Here is a 17,377-nt window from a genome sequence, read left to right as displayed (position 1 = left end):
GTAATATGTCTGGAACAAGTTCTCATATAAATACCGGTTATATTCTTTGCCTGCCATTAAGTATCAGTTTTAGCATAATCGAGTCGTTCCAAATTACGTTGCCTGCAGTGAGTCATCTGAAACAGGCGATAAAATGATGTCAGAGCCCCGAGCACGAAATCAACACTCACATCTAACTTATCTGCCCAACTTCAGTCAGTTCTGAAAATACGTCGAATGTTTCATATACGGCTTACTTAATATACAGACAATTTTTGTCGTATATAATGAGCTCATGCGCCAGAGGTAGCCAAAGAAATTACCTCAATGTCAGTTAAATCTGAGTTTTTTGTCTAGACTGATCTTTTTATTTCTATGCTACATCCCTAATAGGGCTTGAGCTTTTCACTATGAATTTTCACTATGAATAGTATGTCTTGTGTTTCTATTTTGGCCATCATCTTTTTTTCGTTCGACAGTCGGGCTGCAATGCCTTTCGCTTTATCATTGGTCTCAGGTAATGATGTCGATGCGATTTTTTCCTCTTTTTTATCTGATCCCATTCGTCTACCTAAGTCCAGGAATGTTCCACTGCTGCTGTTACAAAAGGGGAAAAAAAGTTCGATAATCAGTTTGCCTGTCTCTGAAGGGGGAGGGCTACAACCGGATAAAGGAGCTGTGTTTACAGGTTATCCATTCGAATTGAACCGTTATGGCAACGAAAACAAGGAACAATCTAAAACTGACGGTAAATCTCCGCCACCGCAGCAAAAGCGACAAAGTAAAAAACAAATGACTAAAGGGCAGGGCAGTTCTGGCTCTTCAGGTTCATCAGACTCCGGGGCAGCATCGGCTTCCGGAAACAATGAGAGTCATGTCAGGCACCTTGAAAAACTGAAAGAAATAGTTAAGGCTGCTGAAAAGTCATTGAAAACGAAGGATCAGAAAAACAACATTGATGACTTTTATGCAGAATTGGAAGCATTGTATAGGGAAAACCCCGATATTTTAGAAGAGAAAGGTTATCTGGAGAGTGCAGAATACCGTTGGAAAGGGGTTCTTAACCTACTTAAGCTTTATTTTCCCGAAAAGCTGGAAGAAGGTGAAATAACGCATGTTTTAATTAAGCATCCGGGGTTTAAGAAATTGCCAGCAAATTTAATCAGAATATTTGCCAAAGCAGTGCTTCCTAAGCTTGAGTTACCTGAAGGTCTGCCCAACTACGAGTTAGTTGACAGGCTTCTTGATGCCGCTAATTCTAATGTTTTAAGGCTCATGCATACTTATCTTGGCATACAACAGTGTCTTCGCCAGTTGGTTGCTTTATTTATAACCCAACTGCCATTAATGGCAACAGAAGAGCCAAAAAACTATATTTTTCAGGATACAACAGGTCACGTTAATGTTTTTTCTATCAGGAAAAATAGTAAAGGGCATTATCGGTTTTTTTTTGTTGATAGTCTGAGCGCTTTTAAGCGCTACAAAAAAGAACAGCTTTATTCACCCCTGTCGCATTTTGTCGGTTTAGCGATAACACTGGCGATAAAATATCACGGCTTTACTGACTCCCGGTTTTTCTTTCTGCCTGGTCGTCAACTCAGTGGCTTTGGTTGTGAGTCGTTCGCGTTGCACGATCTGGTAACATTGTTGGAATCCCCCATGTTGGCTCGTAACGGTTATTATGTAGACAAAGAACCCCTAGCTAAAGACAATATGTTGAAGTTTTTTTTGCAAACAATTTATTTAGGGGGGGGTGAACAACTGGGACGATTGTTAGTCAATGGGGAAAGTAAGGACTTTATCGAAACAGTAGATAAACCTGCCATTGATAAGCATCACCTGGACTCCATGATTCTTATGGAACTCCAAACCTGGCAGAAATCGGGGTTGGCACCAGGTTTGGTTAAAGTGTATCAGTTGCGTCAGTTTCCCCTGAGGTTTGCACATCTGACCCAGGGACGGCTGAATCTAAAACGTTTGCTGGAGAGCTTTCCTGAAGAACGCCAAAAGGAAGTGAACCAGGTGATTGATGAAACCCGAGGCTTGTTAACCCTCAATGATGGAGCCTGCCACAATGTAAACCTGGCTGCTACTCTGCTGTGGATGAAAATGAATATTGATTTACTGGATATGAACGGCCTCAGCCAGGAAAAATAAATCTGTTCGCACGCTATCCAATTGTTCGAGGTGCAAAAAAAGAACATTTTGAGAGAGTGGCCCAACTCTCGTGGGAGAAATTGATGGGTCAGGATCTGTATGTAAAGTGAGTTAATAAGCTTGCAGTTATACCTGCTGGCGAGTACCCAGTCTCCCTTTTATATCAAGATTCGTTGCGAAATTGCACCCCTGTAGAGAAACAGGTCTTTGATCCGGGAAAATGATCAATAAGTAAAAAACGGGTTTCTGTCGCTATCGTGCCGGGCAGGTGTTGCAAAAGAATAATGTGGATCTCGGCTAGATTGACAGCAAATAATCATTCATTCATCTGCAGTTCAGTGATTTTCACTGTTTTATCGCCATGAGTGGTCAATAGATAGCCATCAGTGCTAAATCTGGCTGACACGATCGCACTATGATGGGAAATGATGGCTTTTTCTTCCCAGGATCCATCACTCTGCCGGCCATAAATTTTCGCGGTTCCATCGGCACTGGCGGTGATCACATGGTGGCCATCAATGCTAAAGGTTGCTGATTTAATTTTCATAAGGTGGGATATGATAGCTTTTTCTCCCCAGCACCCATTGATCTTCCGGCCATAGATTTTCACGGTGTTATCATTACTGAGGGTGATCACATGGCGGCTATCGGGGCTGAATGTGGCTGAGTCAACACTTCTGTTATGGGAAATGATGGCTATTTCTTCCCATGATCCATCGTCCTTCTTGCCATAGATTTTCGCTTTGCGATCTAAACTGGCGGTCACCACATAGCGGTTATCGGCGCTGAATGTGGCTGAGCATACACCCAGGTAATGGAAAATGGTGACTTTTTCTTCCCATGATCTTTCTTCGTTCTGGCCATAGATTATCGCTCTGCCATCATTACTGGCGGTCACCAAATGGCGGCTATCGGAGCTGAAGGTAACTGATTTGACCTCTTTATCATGGGAAATGATGGCTTTTTCTTCCCATGATCCATCAGCCTCCAGACCATGGATTTTCACCTTGCTATCGTAACCGGTCGTCACCAGATAGCGGCTATTGGTGCTGAAGGAGACTGAGTGCACAAACTTGTCATGGGAAATAATGGCTTTTTCTACCCACGATCCATCGTTATTCTTGCCGCAAATTATCGCTTTGCCTTTCAGGGTGGTGGTCACCAGAGAGTAACCATCGGCGCTGAAGGTGGCCGAATGGACTATAAAATCGTGGGGAATGATGGCTTTTTCTGCCCATGACCCATCGTCCCTCTGGCCATAGATTTTCGCCCTGCGATCTCCACTGGTGGTCGCCAGATAGCGACCATCGACGCTGAAGGTGACTGAGCTGACCCATTTATCATGGGAAATAATGGCTTTTTCTTCCCATGATCCATCGTCTTTCTTGCCATAGATTTTCGCCTTGCCGTCTTTACTACAGGTCGCCACATGGCGGCTATCGGTGCTGAAGGTAGCGGATATGACCCACTGATCATGGGAAACAGTGGCTTTTTCTTCCCATGATTGTTCGTCCTTAATGCCATAAATTTTCGCCTTGCCATCCACTCCAGCGGTCACTACATAGCAGCTATCGTCACTGAAGGTGACCAATCTGATACGGTCATAATGGGAGATAGAGCCTTTTGCTTCCCATGATCCATCGCTCTTGTGGCCATATATATCCACCGTTTTATCATTCCTGAAGCTCAGCAGGTGGCGGCCATCGGCACTGAAGGCAGCGGAGTTGGACCTGCCATCACAGGGGAGGCTGGCTTTTGTCTCTAATTTAAATGTTTTACATTGAGACATCAGTTTGTTGAGAGTGAAAAAGAACAGGGCAGGAAAATAAACACTTGGTTGGCGATCCGTGATTGACTTGACTAATGCCTCATCCTTTGTAAAACGCAGCAACCATTTCTGGAGTTCCTCTTTATCTTTTGTTGCGACAATTGTCTCTAGGAGAGTTTGGTGTGATGAAGCAAACTGGCGATACCATGCCCTTGCCATGGCATCATCATTTTTGAGCCTGTTGTTAATGTTTGAATTTGCCCGTGTTAACTGGGTAATATCACGAACCTGCAAATAAGTGAAAATTTTGGATTGTATATTCTCTGGCAAATCGAGCAATAATGAAAACTCATTCTTCTGACGTACAATGACGTTCTTGCCCATAGTGGTACCACTTGGTGTATCAGGTGGTGACTGACGTGGTGTTGTTGAGCGTGGGGTAATATTGCAGGAGCTGATATTTGAGCAATCCATAGTTCGTTTTCCATGGTTGTTATTTATCCCTGGTTGGCAAGGATATTTAAAATTGATTCTGCAGCTTAGAGTGGGTTTCAGTGTGAAAGTTCACAATATTTGTTCAATTTCGGTTAGTTGGCTGGCAGGCATTGTCCGCTCTCAGTTATTGAGAGTCATGAATCAAAAGAGGCAACATCTACCTTGACACCGGGGGCTATCCTGTCGGGCAGGTGTTGCAGAAGAATAAGTACTCAACCTTGCAGAGCACCTGCCCAATAAGCCAGAAATATTCGATTCCGTATGGCTGAGTACTTAATGCGGATCTCGGTTAATGAGAGACAGCAAAGACTCATTCATTCATCTTTAGTTCAGTGATTTTCACCATTCCATCGGCATGGATGGTCAACACCAGACCATCGGCGCTGAAGGCGGCTGACAGGATCCCGGCATTATGGGAAATGATGGCTTTTTCTTGCCATGACCCATCGCTTGTCTGGCCATAAATCTTCGCCGTGCCATCTGCACTGGCGGTGATCACGTGGCGGCCATCGACGCTAAAAGTTGTTGACATAATATTCCCATCATGGGAAATGGTGGTTTTTTCTTCCCAGGATCCATTGAGCTTCTGGCCATAGATTTTCGCCGTGCAATCTTCATCGTGGGTGACCACATAGCGGCTATCGGGGCCGAATGTGGCTGAGTAGACCGTATTCTCATGGGAAAGGATGGCTTTTTCTTCCCATGACCCATCGTCCTTCAAGTCATAGATTTTCGCCGTGAAATCTTCACTGCAGGTCACCACCTGGCGGCTATCGGGGCTGAAGAGGGCTGAGTAGATACAACCATCATGAGAAATGGTGGTTTTTTCTGTCCATGATCCGTCTTTATTCAGGCCATAGATTACTGCCCTGCCATCATCACCAGCGGTCACCAAATAGCGGCTATCGGAGCTGAATGTGGCTGAGTTGACCTCTCCATTGTGGGTAATGATGGCTTTTTCTTCCCATGATCCATCGGCCTCCAGGCCGTAGATTTTTACCTTGCGATCGTCACTGGTCGTCACCACATAGCGACCATCGGCACTGAAGCTGGCTGATTCAACAGGGTCTTCGTGGGTAATAATGGCCTTTTCTTCCCACGAACCATCATTCTTGATGCCATAGATTTTCACTTTGTTGTCGATGCCGGCGGTCACCACATTGCGACCATCAGCGCTGAAGGTGGCTGATGTGACGCACTCATCATGGGAAATAGTGGCTTTTTCTTCCCATGATTGTTCATCCTTCCTGCCGTAGATTTTCGCCTTGCCATCGAAGCTGGCGGTCACCACAAAGCGGTCGTCAACACTGAAGGTGACCGATGTGACACGATCATAGTGGCAGATGGTGCCTTTTGCCTCCCAGGATTCATTGCTCTCCCGGCCATAGATTTCCACCGTTTTATAATTCCTGTTGTTCGCCAGATAGCAGCCATCGGCACTGAAGGTAGAGGAATCGATCCCACCATTACAGGGGAGGCTGGCTTTTGTCTCTAATTTAAATGTTTTACATTCAGACATCAGTTTGGTGAGAGTGGAAAAGAACAAAGCAGGAAAGTGAATACTTGCCTGGCGATCCATGATTGACTTGATTAATGCCTCATCTTCTGTGAAACGCTTTAACCATTTCTGGAGTTCATCTTTATCTTTTGTAGTAACGATTGTCTTTAGCAGAGCCTGGTGTGATGATGCAAACTGGCGATACCATGCCCTTGCTATTGCAGCATCATTTTTGAGCCTGTTGTTAATGTGTACATTTACCCGTGTTAACTGGGTAATATCATGAGCCCGCAAATAGGTAAAAATTCTGGATTCTATTCCCGGGGGCAAATGGAGCAATAATGAAAACTCATTCTTGTCACATTCAATGACGTCTCTGCCCGCAGAGATACCACTTGGCGTTCCTGGTCGAGATTCATCTGTTGTTGATGAAAGTGGACCACCAATACCGGAATGACTCTTTATGCAATTCATAACTCATTTTCCATAGTTATTATTTATGCCTGGCTGGCAGGGATATTCAAAATTGATTTTGCAGCTTTGAGTCGGATTTATTCATTCATCTGCAGCTCAGTGATTTTCAGCGTGTTATCGCCATGAATGGTCAACACATGGCCATCGGCGCTGAATCTGGCTGACACGATCGCACTATGATGGGAAATGATGGCTTTTTGTTCCCAGGAACCATCACTCTGCCGACCATAAATTCTCGCGGTTCCATCGGCACTGGCGGTGATCACATGGTGGCCATCGATGCTAAAGGTTGCTGAATTAACTTTCCTAAGGTGGGATATGGTCGCTTTTTCTCCCCAGTATCCATTGATCTTCCGACCATAGATTTTCACCGTGTTATCCTGACCGAGGGTGATCACATGGCGGCTATCGGGGCTGAATATGGCTGAGTCGACAAAACCGTCATGGGAAATGATGGCTTTTTCTTCCCATGATCCATCGTCCTTCTGGCCATAGATTTTCGCTTTGCGATCTAAACTGGCGGTCACCACATGGCGGCCATCGGCGCTGAATGTCGCTGAGCAGACACTCAGGTTATGGGAAATGGTGACTTTTTCTTCCCATGATCCTTCTTGGTTCTGGCCATAGATTATTGCTCTGCCATCATCACTGGCGATTACCATATGGCGGCTATCGGAGCTGAAGGTGGCTGAGTTGATCCACTTATCATAGGAAATAGTGACTTTTTCTTCCCATGATCCATCGGCCTCCAGGCTATAAATACTTGCCTTGCTACCTGCGATGGTCACCAGATGGCGACTATCGGAGCTGAAGGTGGAGCTGAAGGGGGCTGAGTCAACAAAGTCGTCATAGGAAATAATGGTTTTTTCCAGCCATGACCCATCGTCCTCCTGATCGCAAATTTTCACTTTGCCATCAAAACTGGTGGTCACCAGATAACGACCATCGGGGCTGAAGGTGGCTGAGCAGACTCGGTTGTCATGGAAAATAGTGGCTTTTTCTACCCATGACCCATCGTCCCTCTGGCCATAGATTTTCGCCCTGTGATCTCCACTGGTGGTCACTACATAGCGACCATCGACGCTGAAGGTGGCTGAGTTGACGAATTTATCATGGCAAATAGTGGCCTTCTCTTCCCAAGATCGTTCGTCCTTTCTGCCGTAGATTTTCGCCCTGCCGTCATTACTACAGGTCGCCACATGGCGGCTATCGGTGCTGAAGGTGGCTGATATGACCCACTGATCATGGGAAACAGTGGCTTTTTCTTCCCATGATCGTTCGTCCTTCTTGCCATAAATTTTCGCCTTGCCATCCATTCCAGTGGTGACTGCATAGTGGCTATCGGCACTGAAGGTGATCGATACGACACTCATATAATGGGAGATAGTGCCTTTTGTTTCCCATGATCCATCGTTCTTGTGGCCATAAATATCCACCGTTTTTTTATCATTCCTGACGCTCAGCAGATGACGGCCATCGGCACTCAAGGTAGCGGAGTTTGTCTTGCCATGACAGGGAAGGCTGGCTTTTGTCTCTAATTTAAATGTTTTACATTCAGACATCAGTTTGTTGAGAGTGAAAAAGAACAGAGCAGGAAAATAAACACTCGTTTGGCGATCCATGATTGACTTGACTAAAGCCCCATCCTTTGTAAAACGCAGCAACCATTTCTGGAGTTCCTGTTTATCTTTTGTCGCGACAATTGTCTCCAGCAGAGCCTGGTGTGATGAAGCAAACTGGCGATACCATGCCCTTGCCATGGCATCATCATTTTTGAGCCTGTTGTTAATGTTTGAATTAGCCCGTGTTAACTGGGTAATATCACGAACCTGCAAATAAGTGAAAATTTTGGATTGTATATTCTCGGGCAAATCGAGCAATAATGAAAACTCATTCTTGTCACATTCAATGACGTCTCTACTCGCAGAGGTGCCACTTGGCGTTCCTGTTCGAGATTCATCTGTTGTTGATGAAAGTGGACCACCAGTGCGAGCATTGCTATTTATGCAATCCATAGTTTGTTTTTCCGCTGCTATTATTTATCCCCGGCAGGCAAGGATATTCAAAATTGATTCTGCAGCTTGGACTCGGTTTTAGTGTGAAAGTTCAAAAGATTGATCTAATCGTAACCAACAAGAAAACGGGGCTTTGATCTGGGAAAGTGATCAATCAGTAGCAAGCGGGTTTTTGTCTTTCATCTTTAGTTGAGTGATTTGCACAGTATCAACTCGTTCCCACGCTGGGACCCACAGGGCCTGAAAGCATGGGAACCAGGGTGTATTTATCATGGCAAATAGTGGCTTTTTCTTACCATAATCCACCGTCCTTCTTGCCATAGAATTTCACGGCCCAGACCCCCCGACTACATTACCCATACGCCAGTTATACCACATGTCAGCCCCCAAGGCTGAATATACCAATGCTGCGAGGGCTCCCGGTATTGCAGCGCCTTTCAACGCTCTGACATGAAGTGAACCAGAGCAAAAACAACATCCCGCAAGAGCACTTACGCATATGACTGGGGTTATCGCAATAACTACAAGTCCAGTTCCGTACAATGCAATTATATTTGCCACAAAAGCATCAGCGTTATATGAACCCCAAATATAGCTATAGTACTCCTGATCGGAGTGGTCATTGGAATGAACAATGTCCGAGAAAACACATGCATATCCGAGCATTATTACAAAGAGATAATTCTTCATTAGACGACCTCAGAGTTCATTGATTCATGTTTCGAAAAAAATAGCGTTTAACTGGAAACTCGTAAATCTGGCTTGTACGAACCAGATATTGTCATCAGGGATCATCACATGGTGGTCATCGGGGCTGAATTTACAGAAGTCTAACCCAGCATCAAGCGGGAGGGTGACTTTTGCCTCTAATTCAAACGTTTTACATTCAAACATCAGTTTGGTGATGGCGGAAAGGAACAAAATTCCCTTATGAGGGAGGACGAATCTGAGTTAATTAACTAGTCTGCCTGAACGGTCTGGTTCAGGAGGGTTTATGCTCAGAGCGGGTTTGAGTGTGCTGTTGTTTGTATTTTTGTTGTCTGGAGTCTTCTATAGTCATGGATGTAACGGCCACGGGAAAGATAAAATAGTAACGGATGAATCGGGTCGTCAAAGGTGTAAGCAGTGTGACCGTAATCTTGATGACTGCGATTGTCGATGTTATCGATGTCACAGGCAGTTCAGGGAAAAAAGGGAAATCGCCCAGGCAAGAATAAGAAAAAGAGGGCAGGCGGCTAATACCCCAAGTTCCAGAGGTAAGGACCCCAAGCCCAAAGTGGTGTATTTATCCACTGAGAATACTTGCCAGTGTGAAGAGCTACCACCCGCTTCCAGTCTGAAGCTGGGTCCCAGGATAAAGTCTGTTGCTTTTGATGGACCTTCAACAAGCAAAATGGCTTTGTTAGAGTCGTCCGCGAGTGGCTTTTTCAATGAAGTGCTTATTGCGCCTGCTCCAGATGGGAGAAATCAGTTTGATTATGAATGGGTTAATCAGCAGTATGATTTTAGCCTTGTCCAGCAGCAGACTTCATTGGTTGATGAACCTGCCAACGAGCAACCAGACACAACAACTTCATCCTTCAATGACTGTTATTTGGAAAGCAGCATGGAAGCGTTCGTCTTCGACGATCCAGATAGCAAGGTACATCAATTTCGGCAGCTATTAACTCAGGTACAGTCTGCCATTCGACAGAATGTCGTGTTAGGGTTGATCCTTTTTGGCTGGATGAGAGAGTACACTTGGCCCCGGCGCAATATCCGGACTTTGGAAGAGAATGAATACGTTCTGACGCTTCCTAATCCTCAGGGAGGCTTTTTCCTTGCTGTTCTTATCAAAGAAGACAATATGATCTTTGTTTTTCTTCTGAATCAAGATGACGAAGTGATGGGCTATGCCAGTAATGAAGAAAGCCACGTTATTTTTGCGATCAACTGCTATCTGAATAAGGAGAGAGGTAAGCTTTATCCAGTTGATTTGCCTGACAATGATTTGTTCAAACATATGGTGAGGGCCACCTTTAAAGCTTTTCGTTACATTGATGAAAAAGCAGGAGAAGTCTCAGAGGGAGTCAAAGGCGACTCAGAGTCTGGAGTTGTTTTGGCTTCTGATAACTCAACGGGGCTAATATCAATCGAAATTTCTAACTCCCTGGTGCGCTGAAAATTTGAGCCTTAAGTACCTGGCCAGTTGGTTTCGCATATTCTGGTGAGTGGATTTTTTCATCCTTCAAGGCGCAACGACGGGCGCGTAGCCATAGCTACGCAACCAGAGTTGGAACGCAGAAGGATGGAAAAAGCCGCCGTCCAGAATATGCGAAACCAACTGGTTAGGTACTTAATCCTGCGTTGGCGATTGTCGCCCTGTCTTAAGGCTCAGAAGTCTAACCCAGCATTAAGGGGGAGGGTGACTTTTGCCTCTGATTCAAACGTTTTACATTCAGACATCAGTTTGGTGATGGTGGAAAGGAACAAAATTCCCTTATGAGGGAGGACGCTGGAAAGCGACCAACAGAGATATTACAGAGCGTGATTCAGAGGGGAATCGGGTCAGGGTTCTTTATTGAACAGTTCCGGCTACAGAAAGGCTAAAAGCAATGGAATTCAAGATGACGAATCTGAATTAATTAACTAGTCTGCCTGAACGGTTTGGTTCAGGAGGGTTTATGCTTAGAGCGGGTTTGAGTGTGCTGTTGTTTGTATTTTTGTTGCCTGGAGTCTTCTACAGTCATGGATGTAACGGCGACGGGAAAGATAAAATAGTAACGGATGAATCGGGTCGTCAAAGGTGTAAGCAGTGTAACCGTCATCTTGATGACTGTGATTGTCGATGTTATCGATGTCACAGGCAGTTCAGGGAAAAAAGGGAGATCGCCCAGGCAAGAATAAGAAAAAGAGGGCTGGCGGCTAATACCCCAAGTTCCAGAGGTAAGGACCCCAAGCCCAAAGTGGTGTATTTATCCACTGAGAATACTTGCCAGTGTGAAGAGCTACCACCAGCTTCCAGTCTGAAGCTGGGTCCCGGGACAAAGGCTGTTGCTTTTGATGGACCTTCAACAAGCAAAATGGCTTTGTTAGAGTCTTCCACGAGTGGCTTTTTTAATGAAGTGGTTATTGCTCCTGCTTCAGATGGGGGAAATCAGTCTGATTGTGAACGGGTTAATCAGCAGGACGATTTTAGCCTTGTCCAGCAGCAGACTTCAGTGGTTGATGAACCTGCCGGCGAGCAACCAGTCACAACAACTACATCCTTCAATGACTGTTATTTTGAAAGCAACATGGACACGTTCGTCCCCGACGATCCAGATGATAGCAGGATAGATAAATTTCGGCAGCTATTGACTCAGGCACAGTCTGCCATTCGACAGAATGTCGTGTTAGGTTTGATCTTTTTTGGCTGGATGAGAGCGTACACTTGGCCAAGGTATAGTATCCGGACTTTGGAAAAGAATGAATACGTTCTGACGCTTCCTAATCCTAAGGGAGGCTGTTTCCTTGCTGTTCTTATCAAAGAAGACAATATGATCTTTGTTTTTCTTCTGAATCAAGATGACGAAGTGATGGCTTATGCCAGTGATCAGGAACGTCACGTTATTTCTGTGATCAACTGCTACCTGAATAATGAGAGAGGTAGGCTTTATCCAGTTAATTTGCCTGACAATGATTTGTTCAAACATATGGTGAGGGCCACCTATAAAGCTTTTCTTTGCCCGGATGTAAATGCAGGAGAAGTCTCAGAGGGAGTCAAAGTCGACTCAGAGCCCGGAGCTGTCTCGGCTTCTGATAACTCAAAGGGGCTTAATACTAATCGAACTTTCTAACTCCCTGGTGCGCTGAAGATCTGAGCCTTAATCCTGTCTTAGGTGTCTTTGTGCCAGTCTCTGCTATGCTGATCTTCTTCGACATTTTATCAAGGAGTAACCCATGAGTGTGAAACCCAAACCCAAACCCAAACCTCAGACGACAGAGATTAATAATATCCGTAACACCCTGGCTGACGTAATTGACGGCCTTGGTCAAACCCGTGGTGAGATGCACCAGAGATTTGACCAGCAAGATAAGCGTTTTGACCAGCAAGATAAGCGTTTTGACCAGCAAGATAAGCGTTTTGACCAGCAAGGTTCTGATATTGCCGCTATCAAAGAAATGCTCCAAGTCTTACTCTCGCGCCAATAACCACGCCACCTAACAACACGCTCAACAGGGACGCACATACTGTGCGCCCGTCAGCTTTGGGTTGGCGATTGTCGCCTTGTCATAAGGCTCAAATCTCCACGCTCAACACGGGAAAACACGATTGGTATAAGCTGCCGGGCAGGAATTGCAGAAGAAAAATGTGGATCTGGGCTAATGAGTGACAACAAACAATCAGTCAGTCATTAACTGATTCATCCGAAGTTCAGTTATTTTTGCCGTGTTATCTTCATGGACGGTCAATACATGGCCATCGGCGCTGAAGATGGCGAGTTTGATCTCGTGAAATTGCTCGGAAATGATGGTGGCTTTCTCTTTCCATGTTCCATGGCTTGTCTGGCCATAAATTTTTGCCGTGCCATCGGTACTGGAGGTAACCAAATGGCGGTTATCGGGGCTAAATTCTATTGAATTAATTTGTAGCCTGTGGGAAAAACTGGCTTTTTCTTCCCAGCTTCCATTAGCCTTCTGGCCACATATTTTCACCGTGTAATCTCCGCTATGGATGAACACATGGCGGCTGTCATGGCTGAATTTGGCAAAGAAGAACCTTTCTATTCGGGAAATGACAGCTTCTACTTTCCATGATCCATTGACCTCTTGGCTAAAGATTTTCACCTTGTCATCGTCACCGCAGGTCAACACGCGACGGCTATCGGGACTGAAGGTGGCTGAGAAGACTCTATCCTCATGGGAAATGATGATTTCTATCCGCCATGATCCATCGTCCTGCTTGCCGTAGATTGTCGCGGTGCCATCGTTACTGCAGGTCACCAAATGGCGGCTATCGTTGCTGAATTTGGCTGAGTTGAGCTTATGAAAATGGGGAATAACGTTTGTTTGTTGCCATGATCCATCGGCCTTGAGGCCATTGATTTTTACCATGTGATCTTGACTGACGGTCATCAGATGGCGGCTATCGGCGCTGAATTTGGCTGACCTGAGACGTTTGTAATGGGAAATAATAGCTTTTTTTACCCATGACCCATCGTCCTGCTTGCCATAGATTATTGCTCTGCGATGTTCAATGGCCACCACATAGAGGCCATCGGCGCTGAATTCGGCTGAGTTTTCAAAGTCGTCATGGGAAATGATGGCTTTTTCTACCCATGAACCATCGTCCTGCTTGCCATAAATTTTCGCCTTCTCATCTATACTGGCAGTCACGACATAGCGGTCACCGGGGCTGAAGCTGGCTTTAAAGACAGATTTATCATGGGAAATAGTGGCTTTTTCTACCCATGATCCATCGGTACTCAGGTCATAAATTTTTGCGGTTTTATCGTCACTTGTGGTCACCACATGGCGGCTATTGGCGCTGAAAGTGACCGACCTGACCCAGTCATCATGAGAGATAGTGATTTTTTCTTCCCATGATCCACCGTCCTTCTTGCCGTAGATTTTCACTTTTCCTTTGTCAATAGGGATTATGACATGGTGGCCATCGGGGCTGAACTTAAACAAGTCCGATTTACCAAAAGCGGGGAATGTGGCTTTTGTCTCTAATTTAAATGTTTCACATTCAGACATCAGTTTAGTGACAGTGGAAACGAACAAAACAGGAAAATACTTGCTCTCTTGGCGATCCATGATTGATTTGATTAATGCCTCATCCTTTGTAAAGCGCCTCAACCAACCCTCGAGTTGATTTTTGTCTTTTGAAGTGAGGGGTGTCTTTAGTAGCGTCTGGTGTGATAAAGCAAACTGGCGATACCATGCCTTTGCTATTAAATCAGCATTTTTGATAGTGATGTTAATGTGTGAATTTACCTGCGCCAATTTGGCAATATCATGAGCCTGCAAATAAGTACAGATTTTGGATTGAAGTTCCTCGGGCAATCTGAGCAATGGTGAAGGCTTTTTCCTGTTATGTATAGTGACGTTCCTATTCATAGCGGTACCACTTCTTCTTTCTGATCGAGACTGATCCGCTGTTGATGAAAGTGAGCCACCAAAACAGGAAAGGCTTTTTATGAAATTCATGGCTTGCTTCCCCATAGTTATTATTTAAATTGGGTTGGTATTTAAAATTGACTGTGCAATTTAGAGTCGGTTTTATTACGAGAGTTCAAGACATTGATGTAAGCCTGACTGACAAAAAAGCAGGGTTTTGATCCGGGAAAAATGAGCACTAAGTAAAAAATGGGTTTCTGTCTTTCAGCACATTTCAGTGGCGTCTGGCAAGACGTTTTGTCGAAGTCCTGGCCAGTGTTCTGGTGCGCTCTACCGTGCCGGGCAGGCGTTGCAGAAGAAAAATGTGGATCTGGGCTAATGAGTGACAGCAATCATTCACTCATCTTCAGTTCAGTGATTTTTGCCGTGTTATCATCATGGACGGTCAATACATGGCCATCGGCGCTGAAGTTGGCGAATCTGATCTCCTGACGGTGGTGGGTAATGGTGGCTTTTTCTTTCCATGTTCCATGGCTCCCCTGGCCATAAATTTTCATCATTCCATCGCTACCGGCGGTAACCAAATGGCGGCTATCGCGGCTAACGCCTACTTGATTAATTTGACGCTTATGGGAAAAACTGGTTTTTTCTTCCCAGCCTCCATTAGTCTTCTGACCATATATTTTCAACGTATAATCTCCGCTGCGGATGAACACATGGCGGCCATCCTGGCCGAATTTGGCTGTCAGGGGCCATTCCATTTCGGAAATGACAGCTTCTACTTCCCATGACCCATCGTCCTTCTGGCCATAGATTTTCGCCTTGCCATCGTCACTGCAGGTCAGCACATGGCTGCTATCGGGGCTGAAGGAGGCTAAGTCGACAATATGCTCATGGGAAATGATGGTTTTTATCCACCATGATCCATCGTCCTTCTTACCATAGATTTTCGCCGTGCGATCGTCACTGCAGGTCACCAAATGGCGACTATCGTTGCTGAATTTGGCTGAGTTGAGATTATGAAAATGAGGAATGATGTTTGTTTGTTCCCATGATCCATCGGCCTTCAGGCCATGGATTTTTAACATGTGATCGTTACTGACAGTCAGCAAATGGCGGCTATCGGCACCGAATTTGGCTGACTTGACAGGTTTATCGTGGAAAATAATAGCTTTTTCTATCCATGCCCCATCGTCCTGCTTGCCGTAGATTTTCGCCCTGCGATCTTTACTGGCGGTCACCACATGGAGGCCATCGGCGCTGAATTTGGCTGAGTCGACACGGTCGTCATGGGAAATGGTGGCTTTTTCTACCCATGAACCATCGTCCATCTGGCCATAAATTTTCGCCTTGCCATCATAACTGGTGGTCACTAAATAGCGATCATTGGCGCTGAAGACGGCTGATATGACGGAGTCATCATGGGAAAAAATGGCTTTTTCTAACCATGATCCATCGGTCCTCAGGTCATAAATTTTTGCGGTTTTATCGCTACTTGCGGTCACCACATGGCGGCTATTGGCGCTGAAAGTGACTGACTTGACCCAGTCATCATGAGAGATAGTGATTTTTTCTTCCCATGATCCATCGTCCTTCTTGCCATAGATTTTCACTGTTTTATTGTCAGTAGGGATTATCACATGGTGGCCATCGGGGCTGAATTTAGAGAAGTCCAAATAACCATTAACGGAGAATGTCGCTTTTGTCTCTAATTTAAATCTTTTACATTCAGACATCAGTTTAGTGATGGTGGAAAGGAACAAAACAGGAAAATAAATGCTCTCTTGGCGATCCATGATTGATTTGATTAATGCCTCATCCTTTGTAAAGCGCCTCAACCAACCCTCGAGTTGATTTTTGTCTTTTGAAGTGAGGGGTGTCTTTAGTAGCGTCTGGTGTGATAAAGCAAACTGGCGATACCATGCCTTTGCTATTAAATCACCCTTTTTGATAGTGATGTTAATGTGTGAATTTACCTGCGCCAATTTGGCAATATCATGAGCCTGCAAATAAGTAAAAATTTTGGATTGAAGTTCCTCGGGCAATCTGAGCAATGGTGAAGGCTTTTTCCTGTTATGTATAGTGACGTTCCTATTCATAGCGGTACCACTTCTTCTTTCTGATCGAGATTGATCCGCTGTTGATGAAAGTGAGCCACCAAAACAGGAAAGGCTTTTTATAAAATTCATGACTTGTTTCCCCATAGTTATTATTTGAATTGGGTTGGTATTTAAAATTGATTGTGCAATTTAGAGTCGGTTTTATTTCGAGAGTTCAAGACATTGATGTAAGCCTGACTAACAAAAAAGCAGGGTTTTGATCCGGGAAAAATGACCAATAAGTATTCAGCCATATGGAATCGAATATATCTGGCTTATTGGTCAGATGTTGCAGAAGAATATGAGGGTTTGGGCTAATGAGTGACAGTAAACGATCGGTCAATCATCCATAGTTCGGTGATCATCGCCCTGTTACCGCCATGGATGGTCAACACATGGCCATCGGCGCTGAAGGTGGCTGACCTGATCTCTCTCCCAATCGGGCGTGGATATAAGACGGGAACGCAGAGCTTTCCGCTTGAGTATTTGTACATAGCCATTTATATTCATTCCAGGTCTGCCCCAGCAAGGGCACCCGGTGACGAAAACCAAGCAATGGACGAAAAATTAAGGCAGAGCTAACTGCCCAACCGCCCTTGAAGAACCAGATGAGCTCATACCTGAGTGACCCGTTAAGGCAGCGGCAAACCAAACAAAAGACCAACAAATAACCGAGGGGCACCCAGTTACTGCTGATGGAGGCCTATGCATAAGTCCGGTCGCTATGGACTGGCTGTAGCCTTTGAAGTCAGAAGCCTCGCCTGATAGAGGGTGTCGCAAAACTCTCTCTAGCGTGGGAACGAGTTGA

Annotated in this window: 10 protein-coding genes; 4 read left to right on the top strand and 6 right to left on the bottom strand. The window is 45.1% G+C overall.

Annotated features, from left to right (window positions below; genetic code table 11):
- The first annotated feature begins 402 nt into the window (after positions 1 to 402).
- Positions 403 to 2,136, top strand: a complete 1,734-nt coding sequence (locus tag ACOMHB_RS06675; RefSeq protein ID WP_448215992.1) for a hypothetical protein — start codon at positions 403 to 405, stop codon at positions 2,134 to 2,136.
- A gap of 316 nt (positions 2,137 to 2,452) precedes the next feature.
- Here ACOMHB_RS06675 and ACOMHB_RS06670 read toward each other — a convergent pair whose 3' ends face one another.
- The 3 genes from ACOMHB_RS06670 to ACOMHB_RS06660 all read right to left on the bottom strand — a co-directional run bounded on the left by ACOMHB_RS06670 (position 2,453) and on the right by ACOMHB_RS06660 (position 8,386).
- Positions 2,453 to 4,378, bottom strand: a complete 1,926-nt coding sequence (locus tag ACOMHB_RS06670; protein ID WP_448215991.1) for a WD40 repeat domain-containing protein — start codon at positions 4,376 to 4,378, stop codon at positions 2,453 to 2,455.
- Positions 4,379 to 4,709: 331 nt separating this feature from the next.
- On the bottom strand, positions 4,710 to 6,371 hold the full coding sequence (locus ACOMHB_RS06665) for a WD40 repeat domain-containing protein (RefSeq protein ID WP_448215990.1): 1,662 nt from the start codon (positions 6,369 to 6,371) through the stop codon (positions 4,710 to 4,712).
- Positions 6,372 to 6,448: 77 nt separating this feature from the next.
- A complete protein-coding gene (locus tag ACOMHB_RS06660) occupies positions 6,449 to 8,386 on the bottom strand; it encodes a WD40 repeat domain-containing protein (protein ID WP_448215989.1) in 1,938 nt (645 codons plus the stop codon).
- 994 nt (positions 8,387 to 9,380) lie between these two features.
- Between ACOMHB_RS06660 and ACOMHB_RS06655 the strand changes: the two genes are divergently transcribed.
- The 3 genes from ACOMHB_RS06655 to ACOMHB_RS06645 all read left to right on the top strand — a co-directional run bounded on the left by ACOMHB_RS06655 (position 9,381) and on the right by ACOMHB_RS06645 (position 12,559).
- The gene (locus tag ACOMHB_RS06655; protein WP_448215988.1) at positions 9,381 to 10,547 is read left to right on the top strand and encodes a hypothetical protein; all 1,167 of its coding nucleotides are present in this window, start codon (positions 9,381 to 9,383) and stop codon (positions 10,545 to 10,547) included.
- A gap of 502 nt (positions 10,548 to 11,049) precedes the next feature.
- Positions 11,050 to 12,204, top strand: a complete 1,155-nt coding sequence (locus ACOMHB_RS06650) for a hypothetical protein (protein ID WP_448215987.1) — start codon at positions 11,050 to 11,052, stop codon at positions 12,202 to 12,204.
- A 103-nt stretch (positions 12,205 to 12,307) separates the two neighbouring features.
- Positions 12,308 to 12,559, top strand: a complete 252-nt coding sequence (locus ACOMHB_RS06645) for a hypothetical protein (protein ID WP_448215986.1) — start codon at positions 12,308 to 12,310, stop codon at positions 12,557 to 12,559.
- A gap of 192 nt (positions 12,560 to 12,751) precedes the next feature.
- On the opposite strand, the gene ACOMHB_RS06640 is transcribed toward ACOMHB_RS06645, so the two are convergent.
- The 3 genes from ACOMHB_RS06640 to ACOMHB_RS06630 form a co-directional block, all read right to left on the bottom strand.
- Positions 12,752 to 14,560: an F-box/WD repeat-containing protein gene (locus tag ACOMHB_RS06640; protein ID WP_448215985.1), complete on the bottom strand. Its 1,809-nt coding sequence runs from the start codon at positions 14,558 to 14,560 to the stop codon at positions 12,752 to 12,754.
- 302 nt (positions 14,561 to 14,862) lie between these two features.
- A complete protein-coding gene (locus ACOMHB_RS06635; protein WP_448215984.1) occupies positions 14,863 to 16,659 on the bottom strand; it encodes an F-box/WD repeat-containing protein in 1,797 nt (598 codons plus the stop codon).
- A gap of 224 nt (positions 16,660 to 16,883) precedes the next feature.
- Positions 16,884 to 17,069, bottom strand: coding sequence for a hypothetical protein (locus tag ACOMHB_RS06630; protein WP_448215983.1), 186 nt, complete (start codon positions 17,067 to 17,069; stop codon positions 16,884 to 16,886).
- Between the last annotated feature and the right edge of the window lie 308 nt (positions 17,070 to 17,377).

The sequence above is a fragment of the Endozoicomonas sp. 2B-B genome, from assembly GCF_053470045.1.
The sequence above is the reverse complement of the archived record's forward strand: the minus strand, read 5'-3'. Positions and strand labels throughout refer to the sequence as shown.

Bases quoted from the DNA above. Each gene is read 5' to 3' on its own strand.
- ACOMHB_RS06665 (WP_448215990.1), bottom strand. From the start codon at position 6,371: ATGAATTGCATAAAGAGTCATTCCGGTATTGGTGGTCCACTTTCATCA.
- ACOMHB_RS06675 (WP_448215992.1), top strand. From the start codon at position 403: ATGAATAGTATGTCTTGTGTTTCTATTTTGGCCATCATCTTTTTTTCG.
- ACOMHB_RS06635 (WP_448215984.1), bottom strand. From the start codon at position 16,659: ATGAATTTTATAAAAAGCCTTTCCTGTTTTGGTGGCTCACTTTCATCA.
- ACOMHB_RS06660 (WP_448215989.1), bottom strand. From the start codon at position 8,386: ATGGATTGCATAAATAGCAATGCTCGCACTGGTGGTCCACTTTCATCA.
- ACOMHB_RS06655 (WP_448215988.1), top strand. From the start codon at position 9,381: ATGCTCAGAGCGGGTTTGAGTGTGCTGTTGTTTGTATTTTTGTTGTCT.
- ACOMHB_RS06670 (WP_448215991.1), bottom strand. From the start codon at position 4,378: ATGGATTGCTCAAATATCAGCTCCTGCAATATTACCCCACGCTCAACA.
- ACOMHB_RS06630 (WP_448215983.1), bottom strand. From the start codon at position 17,069: ATGGCTATGTACAAATACTCAAGCGGAAAGCTCTGCGTTCCCGTCTTA.
- ACOMHB_RS06640 (WP_448215985.1), bottom strand. From the start codon at position 14,560: ATGAATTTCATAAAAAGCCTTTCCTGTTTTGGTGGCTCACTTTCATCA.
- ACOMHB_RS06645 (WP_448215986.1), top strand. From the start codon at position 12,308: ATGAGTGTGAAACCCAAACCCAAACCCAAACCTCAGACGACAGAGATT.
- ACOMHB_RS06650 (WP_448215987.1), top strand. From the start codon at position 11,050: ATGCTTAGAGCGGGTTTGAGTGTGCTGTTGTTTGTATTTTTGTTGCCT.